General features: G+C 63.5%; 15 protein-coding genes. 7 read left to right on the forward strand and 8 right to left on the reverse strand.

Going from position 1 to position 16,823, the window contains the following annotated elements:
* The first annotated feature begins 16 nt into the window (after window positions 1-16).
* Window positions 17-1,198 carry a D-alanyl-D-alanine carboxypeptidase family protein gene (locus AC0L2L_RS13710; RefSeq protein ID WP_473579080.1) on the forward strand — a complete coding sequence of 394 codons (1,182 nt, stop codon included), beginning with the start codon at window positions 17-19 and terminating at the stop codon, window positions 1,196-1,198.
* Between the two features lie 66 nt (window positions 1,199-1,264).
* Window positions 1,265-2,371: a CobW family GTP-binding protein gene (locus tag AC0L2L_RS13715; protein ID WP_473579082.1), complete on the forward strand. Its 1,107-nt coding sequence runs from the start codon at window positions 1,265-1,267 to the stop codon at window positions 2,369-2,371.
* Between the two features lie 15 nt (window positions 2,372-2,386).
* Here AC0L2L_RS13715 and AC0L2L_RS13720 read toward each other — a convergent pair whose 3' ends face one another.
* From AC0L2L_RS13720 to AC0L2L_RS13740, 5 genes are all read right to left on the reverse strand, one after another.
* Entirely contained in the window at window positions 2,387-2,626 is a 240-nt protein-coding gene (locus AC0L2L_RS13720; RefSeq protein WP_473579084.1) for a sulfurtransferase TusA family protein, read from the reverse strand.
* A 12-nt stretch (window positions 2,627-2,638) separates the two neighbouring features.
* Window positions 2,639-3,925: a L,D-transpeptidase family protein gene (locus AC0L2L_RS13725; RefSeq protein ID WP_473579085.1), complete on the reverse strand. Its 1,287-nt coding sequence runs from the start codon at window positions 3,923-3,925 to the stop codon at window positions 2,639-2,641.
* 241 nt (window positions 3,926-4,166) lie between these two features.
* A complete protein-coding gene (locus tag AC0L2L_RS13730) occupies window positions 4,167-5,117 on the reverse strand; it encodes an acetyl-CoA carboxylase carboxyltransferase subunit alpha (protein ID WP_027167525.1) in 951 nt (316 codons plus the stop codon).
* Window positions 5,118-5,216: 99 nt separating this feature from the next.
* The gene (locus tag AC0L2L_RS13735) at window positions 5,217-6,131 is read right to left on the reverse strand and encodes a site-specific tyrosine recombinase XerD (RefSeq protein WP_473579086.1); all 915 of its coding nucleotides are present in this window, start codon (window positions 6,129-6,131) and stop codon (window positions 5,217-5,219) included.
* A gap of 10 nt (window positions 6,132-6,141) precedes the next feature.
* Window positions 6,142-6,306 carry a histidine kinase gene (locus AC0L2L_RS13740; RefSeq protein WP_473579088.1) on the reverse strand — a complete coding sequence of 55 codons (165 nt, stop codon included), beginning with the start codon at window positions 6,304-6,306 and terminating at the stop codon, window positions 6,142-6,144.
* Window positions 6,307-6,495: 189 nt separating this feature from the next.
* Here AC0L2L_RS13740 and AC0L2L_RS13745 point away from each other — a divergent pair, with 189 nt between their 5' ends.
* Genes AC0L2L_RS13745 through AC0L2L_RS13755 form a run of 3 tightly spaced genes read left to right on the forward strand, consistent with a single transcriptional unit; the run spans window position 6,496 to window position 9,139 of the window.
* Window positions 6,496-7,107, forward strand: a complete 612-nt coding sequence (locus tag AC0L2L_RS13745) for a shikimate kinase (RefSeq protein ID WP_473579090.1) — start codon at window positions 6,496-6,498, stop codon at window positions 7,105-7,107.
* Complete coding sequence (aroB, locus tag AC0L2L_RS13750) at window positions 7,104-8,246, forward strand: 3-dehydroquinate synthase (protein ID WP_473579091.1); 1,143 nt, start codon at window positions 7,104-7,106, stop codon at window positions 8,244-8,246. Before AC0L2L_RS13745 ends, aroB begins: the two co-directional genes overlap by 4 nt.
* The gene (locus AC0L2L_RS13755; RefSeq protein WP_473579093.1) at window positions 8,243-9,139 is read left to right on the forward strand and encodes an HlyC/CorC family transporter; all 897 of its coding nucleotides are present in this window, start codon (window positions 8,243-8,245) and stop codon (window positions 9,137-9,139) included. The genes aroB and AC0L2L_RS13755 overlap by 4 nt, the downstream gene beginning before the upstream one ends.
* A 52-nt stretch (window positions 9,140-9,191) precedes the next feature.
* On the opposite strand, the gene AC0L2L_RS13760 is transcribed toward AC0L2L_RS13755, so the two are convergent.
* From AC0L2L_RS13760 to AC0L2L_RS13770, 3 genes are read right to left on the reverse strand one after another with little or no spacing between them, the layout of a single operon-like run.
* Window positions 9,192-10,736: a SpoVR family protein gene (locus tag AC0L2L_RS13760; RefSeq protein ID WP_473579094.1), complete on the reverse strand. Its 1,545-nt coding sequence runs from the start codon at window positions 10,734-10,736 to the stop codon at window positions 9,192-9,194.
* A 12-nt stretch (window positions 10,737-10,748) separates the two neighbouring features.
* The gene (locus AC0L2L_RS13765) at window positions 10,749-12,059 is read right to left on the reverse strand and encodes a YeaH/YhbH family protein (protein ID WP_473579096.1); all 1,311 of its coding nucleotides are present in this window, start codon (window positions 12,057-12,059) and stop codon (window positions 10,749-10,751) included.
* Window positions 12,060-12,078: 19 nt separating this feature from the next.
* Entirely contained in the window at window positions 12,079-14,028 is a 1,950-nt protein-coding gene (locus tag AC0L2L_RS13770) for a PrkA family serine protein kinase (protein WP_473579098.1), read from the reverse strand.
* 309 nt (window positions 14,029-14,337) lie between these two features.
* Between AC0L2L_RS13770 and AC0L2L_RS13775 the strand changes: the two genes are divergently transcribed.
* Window positions 14,338-15,144 (forward strand): alpha/beta hydrolase, encoded by an 807-nt coding sequence (locus AC0L2L_RS13775; RefSeq protein WP_473579100.1) that lies wholly within the window; start codon window positions 14,338-14,340, stop codon window positions 15,142-15,144.
* 113 nt (window positions 15,145-15,257) lie between these two features.
* Window positions 15,258-16,811 carry an acetolactate synthase large subunit gene (locus tag AC0L2L_RS13780; RefSeq protein WP_473579101.1) on the forward strand — a complete coding sequence of 518 codons (1,554 nt, stop codon included), beginning with the start codon at window positions 15,258-15,260 and terminating at the stop codon, window positions 16,809-16,811.
* Window positions 16,812-16,823 lie beyond the last annotated feature (12 nt).

The raw sequence follows: 16,823 nt of genomic DNA on the forward strand, positions 1-16,823 counted from the left end.
GATTTCGGATTTGATCATGCGGCGGCATTTCGTCAACCTATTGCTGGCAGGCGCGCTGGCGCCTGCGGTGTTTGCGGGCGCGGCCCGAGCCAACCCGGTCGTCCTTTTCGACCTCAAGAGCGGCTACGTGCTGGAGCATCAGGACGCGTTCAAGCGCTGGTATCCGGCCTCGCTCAGCAAGCTGATGACGGCCTATGTGACGTTCCGGGCGATTCAAGCCGGCGAGGTGGCGCTCGATTCGCCGATCAAGGTAACGAAACATTCGGCCGGCGAGCCGCCGAGCAAGATGGGCTTCAAGCCCGGCTCGGTGATGCGGCTCGACAATGCGCTGAAGATGATGCTGGTCAAATCGGCCAACGACATCGCGATGGCCGTCGGCGAGAATATCGGCGGGTCGCAAGCCGCATTCGCCGACCGCATGAACGCCGAGGCGTCCCGGCTCGGCATGACGGGCACGCATTTCGTCAACCCGAACGGGCTTTATTCGCCGGATCAATACACGACCGCGCGCGACCTCGCCGTGCTGGTGGCGGCACTGCGCACCGATTTTCCGCAATATGCGCCCTGGTTCTCGATCGAGGGCCTTGCCGTCGGCAAGAAGGCGATCGCGAACTACAATCTCCTGATCGGCCGCTATTCCGGCGCCGACGGCATGAAGACCGGCTTCGTCTGCTCGTCGGGCTTCAACATGATCGGCTCGGCGACGCGCAACGGCCGCACGCTGGTCGCCGTGGTGCTCGGCGAGAAATCGGCGGTTAGCCGCGCCGAAGCGGCGGCAAAGCTGCTCGACCGGGGTTTTGATATGCCGGCGACCACCCCAACCGCCACCTCGACCACCCTTGCGGCGCTCAAGCCTTACGGCGACATGCTGTCGCCCAACGATATGCATGACGAGATCTGCGCGAAAAAGCCGAAGGAAGAGCAATCGGAAGCAGCACCCGAGGTTGCCGCCAAGGACGTGCCGAAATCGCCCTATCAGGTGAAGCTCGACCATCCGACGCTGATCGCCGTCGGGCTGGGCGGCGCCACCGGGCCGGCGCCCAAGGCTTTCGTCGACCAGGCCGACCAGAATTATGCCGACGTGCCGTTGCCGAGCTGGCGGCCCGACAGGCCGGCGCCGACCGGCGCCGAGCCGCTGGCGACCGGAACAGCCAATGCCGCCGCGCAGGGCGATCAGCCGGTCAAGGCGGCGAACTAGGAAGCATGATCCCGAAAAGTGGGAACCGGTTTTCGGAAAGGATCATGCCCAATCAAGAGCAATGCCATGGCCAGCGGCTTTCCCATCCCCGTTTCGGTGCTCACCGGCTTTCTCGGCGCCGGCAAGACGACGCTGCTCAACCGGCTCCTCAAGGATCCAGGGCTTGCCGACACGGCGGTGATCATCAACGAGTTCGGCGAGGTGGCGATCGACCATCTGCTGGTCGAACAGGCTTCCGACGGCATCATCCAGCTTTCCGACGGCTGCCTCTGCTGCACGGTGCGCGGCGACCTGGTCGATACGCTGGCCGATCTCGTCGACCGGCTGCAGACCGGCCGTATCGCGAAACTGGCCCGTGTCGTCGTCGAGACGACAGGTCTGGCCGATCCGGCGCCGGTGCTGCAGTCGATCATGGCGCATCCGGCGCTGGTGCAGGCCTTCCGGCTCGACGGCGTCATCACGCTGGTCGACGCCGTCAACGGCGAGGCGACGCTCGACGCCCATGTCGAGGCGGTGAAGCAGGCGGCGGTGGCCGACCGCATCGTATTGACCAAGACCGACCTTGCCGATCCGGGCGAGGTCGGGGCGTTGCGGGCGAGACTCAAGCAGATCAATCCGGGCGCCGTCGTGCTCGACGTCAACGAGGCCGGCGCCGCGGCACTGTTCAATTGCGGCCTCTACAATCCTCAGACCAAGTCCGCCGATGTGCGGCGCTGGCTCGGCGAAGAGGCGGCGCATGGTCAGGATCATCACCATCATCACCATGACGGCGGCCATGACCATCACCATCATGAGCATCGCCACGACGCGCGCGTGCGCTCGCACTCGCTTGTCCATGACGGCCCGGTGCCGTTCTCGGCGATCGAGATGTTCCTCGATCTTGTGCGCTCGACACATGGCGAGAAACTGCTGCGCATGAAGGGCGTTGTCGAGCTGATGGAGGATCCCTCGCGGCCGCTGGTCATCCACGGCGTGCAGAAGATCCTGCATCCGCCGGCAAGACTGCCGGCCTGGCCCGACGGCCAGCGCGGCACCAGGCTGGTGCTGATCACGCTCGACATGCCGGACGACTATATCCGGCGGCTGTTCGCCGCCTTCACCAACAAGCCGTCGATCGACACGCCGGACCGCGCCGCGCTCGAAGCCAATCCGTTGGCGATTGCCGGGCTATAGCCGAACGCACGCGGCTCAGGCCGCGTTGCCGCGCTCGACCAGGAAACGATGACCGCCTGTGACCGCCGCCGTCTCGATCAGCTGGTGGCCGGCATCGGCGCAGAAGGCCGGGATGTCGATCACCGCCAGCGGATCGGTGGTCTCGAGCCAAAGTCTGCTGCCCGGCCGCATCGCGGCCAGGCGCTTGCGGGCCTTCAGCACCGGCAGCGGGCAGTTCAGCCCCTTGAGATCGTAAATTGCGGCCTGCCTTGCCAAGCTTGCAGGGCCTCAGCCGCCGAACATGCCGAGCAGCTTCTTCTTCAGCTTCGACACGGTGCCTTGGTCAGCGTCGGCGGCCTGCTCCGGCTGCGCGGGCGCGGCTTCGACGCCCGCGGTGACGACCGGCTGCTGCGCCGCCTGCTTGGCTGCTTCCTTCTCGGCCAGCGCTTGCGCCTTGGCCTGTTCCTTGGCGGCCTTGGCCGCCTCGATCGCCGCCAGGCGCTGCTCTTCGGCCTTGCGCTTGGCTTCCTTCTGCGCGTCGAGCGCGGCCATCTTGCGGCCAGTCGGCGAATCGATGCGGCCCATGCGGGTCGTTTCCGTCACCGAGCCGTCGGTATTCAGCGACGGCGGGTCGATCGGCACGCGCTCGCCGCGGGCGCGGCGCTTGGACCAGTCGGAAACGATGCTGGCCTCCTTGATGCCGGCAATGGTCGGCTTCGGCGGCGGCGTGCTCGAATTCACGGCCGAACTGAAGGCGGCGTCGTAGCTCTTCTCGTAATTGGCATAGGCCGTCTTCAGCGAATCGGGCTGGGTCATTGCCGGGCAGGGGCCGGTCGGATCGAAGGTCGTGCCTTCGGGCGCGACCTGATTGAAGACGTAGCGCTTCTCGCAGACGTCGACCTTCGGCGGCACCTTGGTGATTTCGAAATTGTCGTAGCCGACCTTCAGCATCTTCCAGAACTCGTAGTTCGGGTCGCTGCGGTAGCGCGCCATGTTGGCGGCGGTCATGCGGAACGGAAAAGCCTGGATCTGGAACTCGGTCTGGCCGCCCTGGAATGCGTCGCGGCCGAAGGCATAGATCTGCTCGATCTGCGCATCGGTCATCGAATAGCAGCCGGACGACGAGCAGGCGCCATGAACCATCAGATTCTGGCCCGTGCGGCCGTTGGCGCGATCATAGGCGTTGGGGAAGCCGATATTGAAGGACAGATGGTAATTCGATCGCGGGTTCATCTGCGACGGCCGGACCGTGTAGAAGCCTTCCGGCGCCTGACGGTCGCCCTCGGTATATTTGGGGCCGAGCTTTCCCGACCATTTGCAGATGTCGTAGGTGGCAACGAGATCGTAGCGGCCATTGGTCTTGGCCTTCCAGATCTCCAGCTTGCCTTCTTCCTTGAAGATGCGCGCCATCACCGAGGAGGTGCGCACCATGCTCTTGGCCCGCATATCGGCGAGGATCTTGTCCGGCAACGGTTTGTTGGCCTCCGGCGCGAAATCCTTCATCGACGAATCATTGCAGCCGGCGACGCCGATGGCGGCGATCAGGATTCCGGTGCGGGCAAGCTTGGCAAACATCTTGACGGCTATGTCTTTTCTCTCGGGCCAACGGCTCCGTTTCGGCCGGGCCGCCATGCTGAACACCGACGGACCGTAAGCCCGTTAACCTTGAAAATTCCTTACCGCAAGCCTTGGCCAACCCCTCGCGGCAAATTTCCCAACCCCTGACGGCAAAGTTTCATTGAGCCGAATGCGGCGGCATTTTTGTGGCGAAATTGCTCATTGCGGCCATAATTGAACGACTCGCAGACCCGAAGGGTCAGAGGGTGCGACCCATCGCCAGGTATTTCTCGCGGCGCTGCTCGCGGAAATCGGTGTTGGCGCCGGCAAAGTCCTTCATCGTCCTGGCGATGAGGTCGCCGGTCGAGGCGATGACCGTTTCCGGCGCGCGCTGGGCGCCGCCCATCGGCTCGGGAATGATGGCGTCGATGATCTTCATCTCGAAAAGATCCTGCGCGGTGATCTTCATATTGGTCGCCGCGTCCTTCGAGCGAGTGGTGTCGCGCCACAGGATCGACGCCGCGCCCTCGGGCGAGATCACCGAATAGATGGCGTGCTCCAGCATGTAGACCCGGTTGGCGGTGGCGATCGCGATGGCGCCGCCGGAGCCGCCTTCGCCGATGACCACGGAGATCGAGGGCACTTTGAGCGAAAGGCAGGCCGAGGTCGAGCGGGCAATCGCTTCGGCCTGGCCGCGCTCCTCGGCGCCGACGCCGGGGTAAGCGCCGGCGGTGTCGACCAGCGTCAAAAGCGGGATCTGGAAACGATCGGCCAATTCCATCAGGCGCACGGCCTTGCGGTAGCCTTCGGGCCGCACCGAGCCGAAATTGTGCTTGATGCGGCTTGCCGTGTCCGAACCCTTTTCCTGGCCGATAATCGCCACCGGCTCGCCGCGGAAACGGGCAAAGCCGCCGACGATCGCCTGGTCGTCGCCGAAATTGCGGTCGCCAGCCAGGGGCGTGAAATCGGTGAACAGCGTCTTGATGTAGTCGACGCAATGCGGGCGGTCGGGATGACGCGCGACCTGCACCTTCTGCCAGGGTGTGAGCGCCCTGTAGAGATCGCGCAATGCGTCGCGCGAGCGCTTTTCCAGCCTGCTGATCTCTTCGGCGACGTCGACCGCCTCGCCATTCTCGGCAAGCTTCTTCAGCTCAAGGATCTTGAGCTCCAGATCCTGCACCGGCTTTTCGAAGTCGAGGTAGTTGTACATGCTTGAGCGGACCGATCCGTCGGAAGGCAATGGCTGGCGGAACCGCTGAAATGCCGGCTCCGGGCGGTGGAACGTCGCCCTCACATAGCGATATGAGGCCTAGTCGGCAAGCGGATGATGATCGTTGACCAGCCGCACCAGCCGCTCCTCCAGCACATGAGTGTAGATCTGCGTGGTCGAGATATCGGCATGGCCCAGGAGTTGCTGAACGGCTCTCAGATCGGCGCCGTTCTGCAGGAGATGGCTGGCAAAAGCATGGCGAAGCACATGCGGCGAGATCTTGGCTGCGGCTATCCCCGACCGCGCAGCCAAGCCCTTGAGATCGCGGGCGAAAACCTGCCGGGAGAGATGGCCGCTGTCGGAGGAGGCTGGAAACAGGAACGGGCTGTCGGCAAAGGCCGGCCGCTCGGCCCTTGCGGCAAGCCAGGCGCGCATGGCGGCGCGCGCCTTGGCCGAGAGCGGCACCATACGCTCCTTGTCACCCTTGCCGCGCACCATGAAGAAGCGGTCGTCGCGCAGCGCCACCGTGACCGGCAGGCCGACCAGCTCCGATACGCGCAAGCCTGTGGCGTAGAGCACCTCGACCAGTGCATGCAGGCGCAGCGCGGCCAGCCTGTCGCCGTCCGGGCCGGCTTCGCCGGCTTCATGGGCCGCCCGGTCGAGCAGGCGCCCGGTCTCGGCCTCGCTCATCGTCTTCGGCAGCGGCCGGCCCTTGCGCGGGCTGTCCAGCGTGCCGGTCGGGTCATCGCCGCGCAGGCCTTCGGCGTAGAGGAATTTGAAGAACTGGCGGATCGCCGACAATTTGCGCGCCTGCGAAGTCGGCGCGAAGCCGCGTGCGGCGACGTCGTCGAGATAGGCGCGGATGTCGGCCGGTCCCGCGCCCGCTAGTCCGCCACCGATGGCTTCGGAGGCGTCTTCCAGGTCGCGGCGGTAGGAGGAAAGCGTGTTTTCGGCCGCGCCCCGTTCGGCGCTCATCATTTCGAGGAAAGCTTCGATGCGGGCGGCGCTGTTCATCGGGCCGGGATCAGTTCTGTGTCAAGTTCTTCTTGGGGTTGAGCTTTTCGGCGGGGATGCGGATGCTCATTTCCGCTTTTTTCGGTTCCACGAACATGGCCAGCGCGAACATCGCGCCATAAACAATGCCCGCAAAAACCGCCAGCGTCACGACGAAGCGAAACAAAGTCGGCATTCAATTTTCGCCCGTCTTGTTGTTCTGCGTTTCCAAAGCCCTGTGCCCTTATGGGACGCCAATCCGGCCAATTCAAGGACGAAGGATTCCGGTGGACACAGGTTTTGCCGGGAAAGCTTCCTGGACGTTTGTCGGGCCGTGCTTGACGCAAACAGGCTTTTGATGTCGATACGGCGCAAAGAGGCCCCGATGAACGCTCTGCCAGCAAATCCGACGGACGAAGGCTATGCCGCGCTGATCGAAGCGCTCGGCAGCCGCTCGATCATCTTCGTCGGGCTGATGGGCGCCGGCAAGACGGCGATCGGCCGCAAGGTGGCGACGATGCTGGCGCTGCCCTTCATGGACAGCGACCAGGAGATCGAAAGCGTCTCGCGCATGACGGTGCCGGAACTGTTCGAGCGCTATGGCGAGCCGGAATTCCGTGCGCTGGAGCAGCGGGTGATCCTGCGCCTGCTGGAGAATGGCCCGCAAGTGCTGTCGACCGGCGGCGGCGCCTTCATGAACGCGCAGACGCGCGAGGCGATTTCGGCGCATGGCGTGTCGGTCTGGCTGAAGGCCGACCTCGATCTGTTGATGGAGCGGGTTTCGAAGAAACAGAACCGGCCGCTGTTGAAAAACCCCGATCCGCGCGGCGTGCTGGAGCGGCTGATGAGCGAGCGCTACCCGGTCTATGCCACGGCCGACCTGACCGTGCCGACGCGCGACGACCGCAAGGAGATCATCGCGGCTGAAGTGGTCGCGGCGCTCTGCGCCCATCTCGGCGTCGACACGATCGCGACCACCGACGAGGTGAAATCGTGAGCAACGCCGAACCGGTGAAGGTCGAGGTCGGGCTCGGCGAGCGCGCCTATGACATCCTGATCGGCTCAGGATTGCTCGCGCGCTCCGGCGAGCAGATCGCACGCCGGCTTCCCGGCACCCGCGCGGCCATCGTCACCGACGAGAACGTCGCCGGCGCGCATCTCGACACGCTGAAGGCGGGATTGGAGGAAGGCGGCATCCAATCAGCTGTCATCACGCTGCCCGCGGGCGAGAAGACCAAGAGCTTTGCCCATCTCGAAGAGGTGGTCGACGGCGTGCTCGCGGCAAAACTCGAACGCCGCGACGTGGTCATCGCGCTCGGCGGCGGCGTCATCGGCGACCTTGCCGGCTTTGCTTCCGGCATCGTGCGGCGTGGCATGAATTTCGTGCAGGTGCCGACCTCGCTGCTGGCGCAGGTCGATTCTTCCGTCGGCGGCAAGACCGGCATCAACAGCGCGCGCGGCAAGAACCTGGTCGGCGTCTTCCACCAGCCCAGGCTGGTGCTGGCCGACACTGGCGTGCTCGACACGCTGCCGATCCGCGAATTCCGCGCCGGCTATGCAGAGCTTGCCAAATACGGGCTGATCGATCGCCCGGCCTTCTTCGCCTGGCTTGAACAGAACTGGGGGCAAGTCTTTGCCGGCGGCCCGGCGCGGGTCGAGGCGATCGCCGAGGCTTGCCGCGCCAAGGCCGATGTCGTCGCCCGCGACGAGTTCGAGACCGGCGACCGCGCGCTGCTCAATCTTGGCCACACGTTCGGCCATGCGCTGGAGGCCGCCACGCAGTATGACGGTTCGCGCCTCGTCCATGGCGAGGGCGTCGCCATCGGCATGGCGCTGGCGCATCGCTTCTCGGCGCGGCTCAACCTGGCGAGCCCGGACGACGCAAACCGCGTCGAGGCGCATCTGCGCGCTGTCGGCCTGCCCTGGCGCATGGCCGACATTCCGGGCGAACTGCCGGACGCCGAGGCGCTGCTCGGCTTCATCACGCAGGACAAGAAAGTGTCGCGTGGTGCGCTTACCTTCATCCTGACGCACGGCGTCGGCCAGGCTTTCATCGCCAAGGACGTGCCGCCCTCGGAAGTGCTCTCGTTCCTCAAGGCGAGCCATCCGGGCCAGCAGGAAAGCTGGCCTGGATGACCGACGCCGGCTGGATCGTTGCCGCTGTCCTCGCCGCTATCGTGCTTTTGGCGCTTCTGTTGCGCGCCCGATTGCTTACCGCTTTCGGCTTCGCGCTGCAGCCGATCGAGCCGCCGCACCGGTCCGAGCGCAACGGCAAGGATGAAGACAGAGACGAACCCCGCCGGGATGGAGAGGCTCCCCGCGAGGAGCGCAATCGGCTTGAGGGTCTCTTCGACCTCGACGAGCTGGAAGTCTCCGATGTCATGGTCCACCGCACCAATATGCGCTCGGTCAATGCCGACAACGCGCCGGAAGCGGTGGTGCGTGAAATCCTGCAGAGCCCGCACACCCGCATGCCGTTGTGGAAGGGCTCGCTCGACAACATCGTCGGCGTGCTGCATGCGAAAGATCTGCTCAGAGCCCTCAACGAGGTCGGCAACGACTTTTCACAGATCGACGTGATGAAGATCGCGGCGAAGCCGTGGTTCGTGCCGGACACCACCACCTTGCAGGAACAGCTCAACGCCTTCCTGCGCCGCAAGGCGCATTTCGCCATCGTCGTCGACGAGTATGGCGAGGTCGAAGGGCTGGTGACGCTGGAAGACATCATCGAGGAGATCGTCGGCGAGATCGCCGACGAGCACGATGTCGACATGCAAGGCGTGAAGAAGGAGGCCGACGGCTCGGTCGTCGTCGACGGCACGGTGCCGATCCGCGATTTGAACCGCGCGCTCGACTGGGACCTGCCCGACGAGGAGGCCACCACGATCGCCGGCCTCGTCATCCACGAGACGCAGTCCATCCCGGAGGAGAAGCAGGCCTTCACCTTCCACGGCAAACGTTTCGTGGTGATGAAGCGCGAGAAGAACCGTATTGCAAGGTTGAGGATCCGGCCCGCCGGCGAGCCCTAGGTGTTTCACCGTTTTACGGAAACGGCCGGCCTGCGAGTGGCGGCTTCCGATCTCAAATTTCCTTCGTAGAGCGTTCGCTGAGCATCGCTCCGGTTTCAGCGTCCAGCGCCGCCAGGCTGACCTCGTAGCCCCAAAGGTTTCGGATATGGCGCAAGGTCGCGTCGCGGCTTTCGCCTTCGAGCATGATGCCATTCTTCACCGTGTGCTGAAGTCGCAGATGCCGGTCGCCGAGGAGATCGACGTCAACCACCTGGATGTCGGGCCGGCTCGCCCCCACGTCGTAGCTTTGAGCGAGCGCTGAGCGTATCTTGGCATAGCCGCGCTCGTTGTGGATCGAGGCGACTTCGTAATGCGGCTCGTCGGCGCCGTCGGCCAGTACGAAGAGCCGCCACTTCCGGATCAATGTCGGGCTCAGATATTGTCGGATGAAGGATTCGTCGCGGTGGCTGGCCCAGGCATCGAGCAGGGTGTCGCGCCAGTCGCCACGGCCGGCTATGTCCGGAAACCAGTCGCGGTCTTCCGCGGTCGGCGCGGTGGAGATGCGCTGGATATCCTGCATCATGTCCAGACCCAGCGCATAGGGATTGATGCCGGAAAAGCGCGGGTCGTCATAGGCCGGCTGGAAGATGACGTTCGAATGGTTGCGCAAGATCTCGAGCATGGCGCCTTCGTTGATGCGGCCACGGTCGAAAAGCGTGTTCATGAGCGTGTAATGCACGAAAGTGGCGCAGCCTTCGTTCATCACCTGGGTTTGCCGTTGCGGGTAAAAATATTGCGCGATGACGCGTACGATCCGGATGATCTCGCGCTGCCACGGCTCAAGGACGAGGCTGTTCTTCTCGAGGAAGTAGAGCAGGTTTTCCTCCGGCAGGTTGAGCGATTTCTTCCGCTCGGCTAAGATTTCGTCGCTGGCTTCCGGCTTGCTCTTTCCCGGCGAGGGCGGCAGCGTTCGCCAAAGATCGTTGAAGGAGCGCTCCTCGTATTCGAGGCGCTCGCGCAGCCCTTCGCGCTGCTGTTCCGATGACAGCTTCGGCGGCCGACGGTAACGGAACACGCCTTGCTCCATCAGCGCGTGGGCGGAATCCAGGATCGCCTCCACCGCGGCCAAGCCATGCCGTTCCTCGCATCGGGCGACATAGCTCTTGGCAAAATCGAGATAGCTCAGGATGCCGCCGGCGTCCGTCCATTGCCGGAAGAGATGATTGTTCTTGAAGAAATGGTTGTGGCCAAGTGCTGCATGGGCGGTGACCAGGGCCTGCAGGGCCATGGTGTTCTCTTCCATCAGGTAGACGATGCAGGGGTTGGAATTGATGACCAGTTCGTAGGCCAGGCCGCGAGCGCCCTTGCGGTAGAGAAGCTCGTCATAGAGAAAACGCTTGCCGAACGACCAATGCCGATACATCAGCGGCATGCCGACCGATGAATAGGCGTCGAGCATCTGCTCGGAAGAGATGACCTCCATCTGCACCGGATAGATGTCGAGGCCGAGCTCTTCGAGGCCGAGCGCCTCGATCTCGTCGTAGACTCGCGACAGTTTCGCAAAATTCCAGTCCGACCCGGAAAACAGCAGTTCGGATTTGCGCGCCTGACTGACCATTGCCGAAGTCCCTCACGCGGTCTTGCGCAGATCAGGCTGCCTGGCGAAGAGCTGACGAAAAACCGGATATATATCGGCAGGGCCGGCAATGCGCCTCATCTGGAAGTTCGGCCATTTCCCGTCGACGGCGTTATAGGCGCGCCAAAGCGACGTCCCGTTCTCGGTCGAGCCGAAAATGTGGCTTTCCCGCTCGTCGATGATCTCCACATAGGCGAAATATTGGCAAAGCCGCATCAGCTTGCGGTCGAGCAGTTCTATGCAGCGCTCGGAGTCGGTGGCGAAGTTGTCGCCGTCGGAGGCCTGGGCGGCGTAGATGTTCCATTCGGCGACCGGATAGCGCTGCTCGATGATGCGGTGCATTTCCTCAAGCGCCGTGGAGACGACGGTGCCGCCGCTTTCGGTGTGGTAGAAAAAGGTATGTTCGTCCACCTCCTTGGCCTCGTGGGTGTGGCGAATGAAGACGATGTCGGTGCGTTCATAGCGCCGTGTCAGGAAGAGGTGCAGCAGCACGAAGAAGCGCTTGGCCAGGTCCTTCTCGCGCTCTCCCATCGATCCCGACACGTCCATCAGGCAGAACATGACCGCGTTCGCATTGGGCACGGGCTGGGGATCGAAGCGATTGAAGCGGATGTCGACCGGATCGACATAGGCAATTCGCTTGCGCCGGCGCTCGAGCCGGTCAAGCGCCTCGCGCAGGCCGGCGATGCGCTCGCGCACCGCCGCGCTCGCCGGCTTCGCTTCCAACTGGGCAATCTGCCGGGCGATGGCGTCGAGCTCCGCCTGTTTGGGACGCCGCAGCGCGATGCGCCGCCCGTGGCTGTTTCGCATCGTGCGTCCGACATTAATGTTGGTCGGCGCTCCGCTTGCCGTGAAACCCGCCCGTCTTGGCTTGAAGCTCAGGACCTGCTTGAGATTGAGCTTGACCAGATCGGGCAGTTCGAGATCCTCGAAGAAAAGGTCGAGCACTTCCTCGCGCGACAGCACGAAGCGAAAATCGTCCTCGGATTCGGTGGTCCCCGGGGCCGATCCGTAGCCTCCGCCGCCGCTCGGCTTGGGGATAAGATCGCCAGAGCTGAACGTCCTGTTGCCGGGCAGGATGTGCTGGCGCTGGCCGCTTTCCCTGTCGTCGCCGAAGGTCGGCTCGCTGGTGCCTTTGCGAGGCATCGGCACGGCATGTTCGCGATCGACCTCGGCGATGCGACCTGTCCGGACATGCTCGCGGATGCTGCGCTTGAGATCTTCGCGAGCGCGCCTGAGGAAGCGCTGGCGATTGCCCAGGCTCTTGTCCTTCGGATTCAGGCGGCGGTCGATGAAAATCGGCATGGCACCGTTCGGGCGTCCCTCAACCCGCCTTGTTCACGCGCATGTACCAGTCGACCAGCCGGCGTACCTGCCGCTGGGTATAGCCGCGCTCCACCATCCGCTGCACGAATTCGTTGTGCCGCTTCTCCGTGACGCTGTCCTGCTTGGAGCCGAAGCTGATCACCGGCAGAAGGTCCTCGACCTGACCGAACATACGCTTCTCGATGACCTCGCGAAGCTTTTCATAGCTCGTCCAGGACGGGTTGCGGCCATGGTTGCGCGCGCGGGCGCGCAAGGTGAATTTGACCACTTCGTTGCGGAAGTCCTTGGGATTGGCGATGCCGGCGGGTTTCTCGACCTGCGACAATTCCTTGTCCAGGACCTCGCGATTGAGGATCTGTCCGGTATCGGGGTCCTTGTAGTCCTGATCCTCGATCCAGGCATCGGCGTAGGCGATGTAGCGGTCGAAAAGGTTCTGACCGTATTCGCTGTAGGATTCCAGATAGGCCTTCTGGATCTCGTGACCTATGAACTCGGCATAGCGCGTTGCAAGCTCCGACTTGATGAAATCGAGATAGGCGGCTTCCGTCTCCTTCGGGAATTGCTCACGCTTGATCGCCTCCTCGAGAATGTACATAAGGTGCACGGGATCGGCGGCGACCTCCTTGGTGTCGTAGTTGAACGTCTGCGACAGGATCTTGAAGGCGAAGCGCGTGCTGACCCCGGTCATGCCTTCGTCGACCCCGGCGGCGTCGCGATATTCCTGAACCGACTTCGCCTTCGGGTCGATCTCCTTGAGGTTTTCGCCGTCATAGGCGCGCATCTTGGTGTAGAGCGGCGAATTGTCGTGCTCGGCAAGCCGGGTCGAGACGGTGAAGCGGCTGAGAATGTCCAGCACCTCGGGCGCGCAGGGGCTGTTCGCCAGTTCGCTTTCGCGCAGCAGCTTCTCGTAGATATGCCTTTCTTCGGTGATGCGGAGGCAATAGGGGACCTTGACCACGAGGATGCGGTCGAGGAAGGCCTCATTGTTCTTGTTGTTCTTGAATTGCTGCCATTCCGATTCGTTGGAATGGGCAACGACGATGCCCTGGTAGGGGAAGGCACCGAAATTCTCGGTGCCGTTGTAGCTGCCTTCCTGGGTTGCCGTCAGCAATGGGTGCAGGACCTTGATGGGCGCCTTGAACATCTCGACGAATTCGAGCAACCCTTGCGTCGTCCGGTTCAGGCCGCCGCTGTAGGAATAGGCATCCGGATCGGACTGGCTGAAGTTCTCCAACTGCCTGATGTCGACCTTGCCGACCAGGGCCGAGACATCCTGATTGTTCTCGTCGCCGGGCTCGGTCTTGGCGATGGAGATCTGGCGCAGCCGCGACGGCAACAGCTTGACGACGCTGAATTTGGAGATGTCGCCGGACAGTTCGTCCAGGCGTTTGGCCGCCCAGGGCGAGATCAGTCCGTTCAGGCGGCGGCGGGCTATGCCGTATTTGTCTTCAAGCAGGTCGCCCATGCGGTCGGGATGGAAAAGGCCGAGCGGCGATTCGAAGACCGGGCTGATCTGGTTGCCGACCTTGAGCGTGTAGATCGGGCGCTGCTCCATCAGCTTCTTCAGCCGTTCGGCCAGCGACGATTTGCCGCCGCCGACCGGGCCCAGGAGATAAAGGATCTGCTTGCGCTCCTCGAGGCCCTGCGAGGCATAGCGGAAATATCCGGCAATGCGCTCGATCGTGTCTTCCATTCCGTAGAAATCGGAAAAGGAGGGATACACCTTGACGGTGCGGTTGGAGAAAATGCGGCCGAGCCGCTCGTCCTTGCTGGTATCGACCAGGTTCGGCTCGCCGATTGCCTCGACCATGCGTTCGGGGGCCGAGGCATACATGGATTTGTCCTCGCGGCAGGCTAGCAGATATTGCTGGAGGCTGATCTCTTCCTGGGCCGCGTCGGAATAAATCTCCGAAAACAGATCGAAGACGTCTGATTGATTCTCTCGCATGATGCTCTGCCTCGGAGCCGATAGGCTGCCAATCGGCTCATCGCTCATTCAACTGCCGGAATGCATTGTGGTTCCCTTCATGTGAAGGAGAACGCGATGCTTTCCAGCATCGACCTTGGGGTACACCCGACATGGCCGAAAAATGCTCGCCTGAAAAGAACGTGGGGGATTGCCGGCGAAGCTTCAAGGGCGGGATTCGGTTTCGCACCGATAAGTTGCCAATATTGACCCTTACTGAAGCATCGACCCTTAACTGAAGTGCATGGCGAGCGTCCGCCCGCTGCCGCCGCACCCTGGCCGGAGGTGAGCATGATCGATCGACGCAGCTTCATCGCGGCATCCCTTGCGGCGCTGTTGCCGGCAGGTGCGTCAGCCGTCGGGCGTTCGGGGCAGCCAATACCGCAAACCCTCGATTACGGTCCGGCCAAGCTTGATATCTATGCAGCCGATGGCGCGAACAACCTGCCGGTGGTGTTTTTCGTCCATGGCGGCGCATGGCGGTTCGGCAAACGCAGCCAGGTCGGCTCCAAGCCGGACTTCCTGCTCGCCAATGGCTTTATGTTCGTCTCGATCGATTACCGCATGCTGCCGGAAGCGGATGTGGCCACCCAGGCCGGCGATGTCGAAAAGGCTTACGCCTATGTCCGCGCCAATGTCGCCCGGCATGGCGGCGATCCGAACCGCATTGTGGGCATGGGCCATTCGGCCGGCTGCCATCTGATTGCGCTCGCCGGCATGCGGGGAGAGCTGCCTGGCGTCGCCGGGCTGATCCTGGACGACACCAGGGCCTATGACCTTGCCGCGCTTGCCAGGGATGGCGGCATGGTTCGGGCTTATGCGCGTGCCTTCTCCGATCCGGCGCAATGGGCGGCGCTGTCGCCGGCGAGCTATGTCGATGGCAGGAAGCATCCGCCGACCTTCATCGCCTATTCGGGCGCTCCAGGTCGCGGCGAGGAGTCGAAAGCCTTCGCCGCGCGCCTGCGCGCCACCGGCACCAAGGTCACGCTGTTCGACGGCAGCGCCTATACGCACCTGTCGATCAATCGCGATTTCGGCGAGGACGGCGATGCGTTGACGGCGGCGGCGATGGCGTTCCTCAAATCTGCGGTCAGCTGATCGTTAATCTTCGAAGGCGTCCTGGATCAGACCAAAAGCGCCGGCGGGATATTGCGGTGCCGGCATTTGCAGGTGCTATTGGACTCGTCGACTGTCGACGGGAGGGAAACTGCATGAATGGCGCCGACCTGTTGTGCGACGTGCTCCTGGCCAATGACGTCACCGTCTGCTTCGCCAATCCCGGCACGTCAGAGATGCATTTCGTTGCCGCGCTTGACCGCAAACCTCAGATGCGGTGCGTGCTCGGCCTGTTCGAAGGCGTGGTGACGGGTGCCGCCGATGGTTATGCGCGCATGACCGACCGCCCGGCCGCGACGCTGCTGCATACCGGAGCGGGTCTCGCCAATGGCCTCGCTAACATGCACAATGCCAGGCGTGCACGCAGCCCTATGATCAACATTGTCGGCGACCACGCGTCCTATCATCTGCCGCTCGACGCGCCGCTGACCAGCGACATAGAGAGCCTGGCGGCGCCGATGTCGAACTGGGTCGGCCGCGTCAAGGGGTCGGGCGACATCGCACCGGCTGCGGAAGCGGCACTCCGCGCCTCGCTGACGCCGCCGGGTGTCGCGACCTTGATCCTGCCTGCGGATGCGGCCTGGGGCGAAGTTGCTGCGATTTCGCCTGACAAGGTGAAGCTGCCGCCGCCGCCCGCCGTCGATATGGAGGCCATGCGCAAGGTCGCCGAAGCCATCCGCGCCGCGCCGGGCCGCGTTGGCATGGTCGTTCGCGGGCAGGCGGCGCGATCCGATGCACTTGAAATCGCAGGTCGAATCTCGGCGGCCGGCGATGTTCGCCTGTTCAGCGAGGTTCTGATCGCCCGCATGCAGCGCGGCCGCGGACGGTTCGCGCCGACGCGCATTCCCTATCCGGTCGATGCGGCGATAGCTACGCTCCGGGGTATCGACGTGTTGGTGCTGGTTGGCGCCAATGAGCCGGTGGCCTTCTTCGCCTATCCCGGCAAGCCAGGGCGGCTGGTTCGGGACGATTGCGAGGTGCTTTCGCTGGCGACGCATGGCGAGGATTTGAAGGCGGCGCTGGAGGCGTTGGCCGACGAACTCGGCATCAAGCCGGCGCAGCAATTCACCGTCGCAACAGCCTTCCCAGATGAACCAGCGCCAAGCGGCACGCTGACGGACGATGCGATCGCGCTTTCCGTGGCGCGCAAACTTCCGGCCAATGCCATCGTCTGCGACGAGGCGATCACCTCGGCAAGGCGGTCCTTTGCGCTGTCGGCATATGCGGCGCCGCACGATTACATGATGGGCACGGGCGGATCGATCGGCGGCGGCATTCCGATGGCGACCGGTGCGGCTATCGCCTGCCCGGATCGAAAGGTGATCAATCTCGAAGCCGACGGCAGCGGCATGTACACGGCGCAGGGACTGTGGACGCAGGCCAGGGAAAAGCTCGACGTGGTCACCATCATTTTTTCCAACCGGACCTACGCCATCCTGCATGGCGAAATGCGCAATGTCGGTGTGAATGCGTTCGGCGAGAACGCCAGGCGCATGCTCGACCTCGACCATCCCGCGCTGGACTGGGTTGCGCTAGCCAACGGCATGGGCGTCGAGGCGGCCCGCGCCGATACGTGCGAGAGGTTCGATGCGTTGCTCGACAGCGCCTTGTCGCGCCCGGGACCGTTTCTCATCGAAGCGGTGATCTGAGCCGGAAGAAAC

This window comes from Mesorhizobium sp. WSM4832, from assembly GCF_055811115.1.